At 29.6% G+C, this 2,899-nt stretch carries 2 protein-coding genes and 1 pseudogene; all 3 read right to left on the bottom strand.

Features of this window, described 5'->3' with window-relative positions:
• Positions 1–16 precede the first annotated feature (16 nt).
• The 3 genes and pseudogenes from JZY04_RS20830 to JZY04_RS20820 all read right to left on the bottom strand — a co-directional run bounded on the left by JZY04_RS20830 (position 17) and on the right by JZY04_RS20820 (position 2,710).
• Complete coding sequence (locus tag JZY04_RS20830) at positions 17–451, bottom strand: hypothetical protein (protein WP_007557648.1); 435 nt, start codon at positions 449–451, stop codon at positions 17–19.
• A 58-nt stretch (positions 452–509) separates the two neighbouring features.
• A complete protein-coding gene (locus JZY04_RS20825) occupies positions 510–1,133 on the bottom strand; it encodes a ParA family protein (RefSeq protein WP_004295355.1) in 624 nt (207 codons plus the stop codon).
• A gap of 15 nt (positions 1,134–1,148) precedes the next feature.
• Positions 1,149–2,710, bottom strand: a pseudogene (locus JZY04_RS20820) (relaxase/mobilization nuclease domain-containing protein).
• Between the last annotated feature and the right edge of the window lie 189 nt (positions 2,711–2,899).

Genomic DNA, 2,899 nt, shown 5'->3' with positions numbered 1-2,899 from the left:
CGACCCTTTTTCTGTACTAAAGAAAACGGTTCTTTTTTTGCTTAATCAAAGAACTTATGTCGCTACGGTGTTTAGTTAACCAATCTTCCAAAATAAACGAAACTAAAGATGAAATAGGTATTTTGGCTTTAGCTTTGAGCAACCCAAACACCTCTTTTACATCTGTATCAACATATAGAACTTCCTTGCAATTATAATTTTTTCCTTTAATGTACTCTAATAAGTCCGTCAAATCCATTTCACTAGAGCCATTAAAATTAAAAACTTCCGAAGAAGTTGTTTCCATTTCTACATGAAGTGGTTCTTTCTCCTCTTCAACTTCATATTTAGCTTCTTGAATAGGAGCTTCATTTATACTACTCCCATGCAATTCTTCACCTCTTATCATTTTAGCTATTTCCAGAACACTAGAAATACCTTCATTTTGCTTTTTCCTTAATTTATCAGCCATGTGCAAATATATACAATAAATGAATAACTTTATAACAAATATCTATTAAAAGAATATTTTATTTTATTGCTCCTTCTTGAATGATATAATCATAAGCATTCTTCACCTTATCAATACACTCATTACTAATTGCTAATGTATTTATACGTTCCATAGCAACAGAAGCTGGTATTTCATCTGTAACAAAACCAACTTGCTTAAGAATATCAACTACCTGTTCTTTTGTTTCATATCTTACCGCAGTTCTCATATTGTTAGGTAAAAAGAATATTTTGGCTTTTACATTTAAATACTGTAACACTTGGATAAAAAAACCTGTACTATCCATTGTAAATTTATCGTATTTAAATGGGCATATTATTATATCCGCAGCTTTAAGAATAGTTCCCAGAGCATCATCATCAATCTTACCAGGCAAATCTATTAATAGATTTCCTTGCTCAACCTTAGTAAAATCACTAATAATTTTAGCAACATTAGATATATCGGTTTGTATAACCTCATATTTAGGTTCATTATCATAGGTCGCAATATCTTCTTTTCTTCTATCCGATAATGAACGCTGAAAATCTAAATCCAATACTAGAACTTCTTTTCCTTTTTCTACTAGATAGTTGGCAAATTGTATGCAATTAGTCGTTTTACCACAACCGCCTTTCTGATTCCCAAATAATATTATCATATCTTATTATATTTATTAATTTTGTTGCTGTCCTCTTTTCTTTTTCCTATTAGGAGATTTATCTTGCTGTACATTTATATGCTGGCTAAGAATATCACAAATAGCATCAATCAGATTAAATCCCCTTGCCAGTTCTGAATCTTGTTCAACATTTATTCTTTCCATCTTATCAAGAGTAACTAGAGTAATCCTATCTTTACTATAGCCATCTTTTATAATATTGATTCCTAAATCATCAGTACTTACGATTACTTTATTCTTTTTATCTATTAGATAAACTAAATTATCATCTTCAACAAAAAGAATTCCTTTTTCTCTTAATGTAGAATGTAAATCTGAACTATGAGCCAAATAACTATTTATCATATCAGAATAGACAGTATTTTTTTATCCATATGCTCTTGAATCAAAATATCATCTTTTTTCACATGATAAATTCTACTTAACAACTCGGCTTCTTTAAGTGTAGCAACATTAAATTTATTTGCTTCATACACTCTGCTATTATATCTAAGTTCTTTCAACAGTTTTTTATCAAGAACCAATAAAGCCTTATCATCACCATTTATAAATATTGTGCCATTCATTGAAAACCTATAACCGTAATCTAACATTAATTTCTTGAAACTATCCATTGTATATTTTGTTCCATCTTTCAAAAGAAGATTAATTATACTATTACAGTGTTCAACTTTTGCTTGTTTATTAGGCTCTACTAAAAGTTCCTTCAAATCCATAACTTCCCCACCTTTCAAAACTCTCTTATTTCTATAATCAATTAATGTATATCCATAAGGTTTAGTATGTCCTTTTCCTGTATGAAAGACTAAATTTATACCAAACTTATCTTTCATCAAAGTTTGAAGTTCTGTATAGGAAAGTCCTTGCTTATATTTAAATAAAAGAGCTGTTATCTGTTTTCTTCTTTCTTCATCAGGTGTATATTGTTTAGCTTTATCTTTTATCTGCTCTAATTGAATTGAAGCGTGCTTTTCACCACCCTTATACAAAATTAATAATCCATCCTTTTCTCTTAATTTCCATCCTGATTGTTCAAGTAACAACTTATATTGCTGCACTGTAGAAAAAGAAAACTCCATGTATTTTGAAATGTCATCTTTAGCCTTCAAAGCTAAATCAACATTCATTATTTGATTTATGACTTTCTGTGAGCGCACAGCTTCCATATTATCTTTTACCTTCTGTCCGTTCTTCTGTACTCGTGTAGAAACAATATGTACATGATTATTTTCTGTATCAGAATGAAAATATATCATATAAGGATTATTTCCATAACCCATTTTATTTATATATTGCAAAGCTACATTTTTCAAATCCTCTGCCGAATATTCACGCCCCTTACATGAAATCACTGCATGAAATTGTTTTGCCTTGACCGCTGGATTAGTCCTACAGACAGATTCCATATAAGCTATATAATCCGACTTCTTCAAATTATCTGGATTCATAGCAAAATTTTCTGCAACAAGAAGTTCACTCTTGCCTTCCTCATTCTTTCGCTCATTATAATCAATACCAGCGAAAGAAGTTGCCGCTTTTAAAACTACTACTACCATATTTATAACTTCACACCGCAAATATACAAACAAATATTCAATAAAAGAATATTTCAATATAATTTATTCATATAATAAATATACAAATATTATATATTCATATATTATTTATATATATAATATTTTTCCCTAAAGTTTTTTGGTATCATAATAATGTTCTCTTATCGTCCATGCCGGGCAGAACCCGGA

The sequence above is a fragment of the Bacteroides sp. 11BF genome, assembly GCF_019633765.1.
GTDB lineage: Bacteria > Bacteroidota > Bacteroidia > Bacteroidales > Bacteroidaceae > Bacteroides > Bacteroides hominis.
This window is presented reverse-complemented; position numbering and strand designations above follow the sequence as displayed.

What these genes read in the sequence shown, in the direction of transcription:
- JZY04_RS20830 (WP_007557648.1), bottom strand. Translation starts at nt 451, where the DNA reads ATGGCTGATAAATTAAGGAAAAAGCAAAATGAAGGTATTTCTAGTGTT.
- JZY04_RS20825 (WP_004295355.1), bottom strand. Translation starts at nt 1,133, where the DNA reads ATGATAATATTATTTGGGAATCAGAAAGGCGGTTGTGGTAAAACGACT.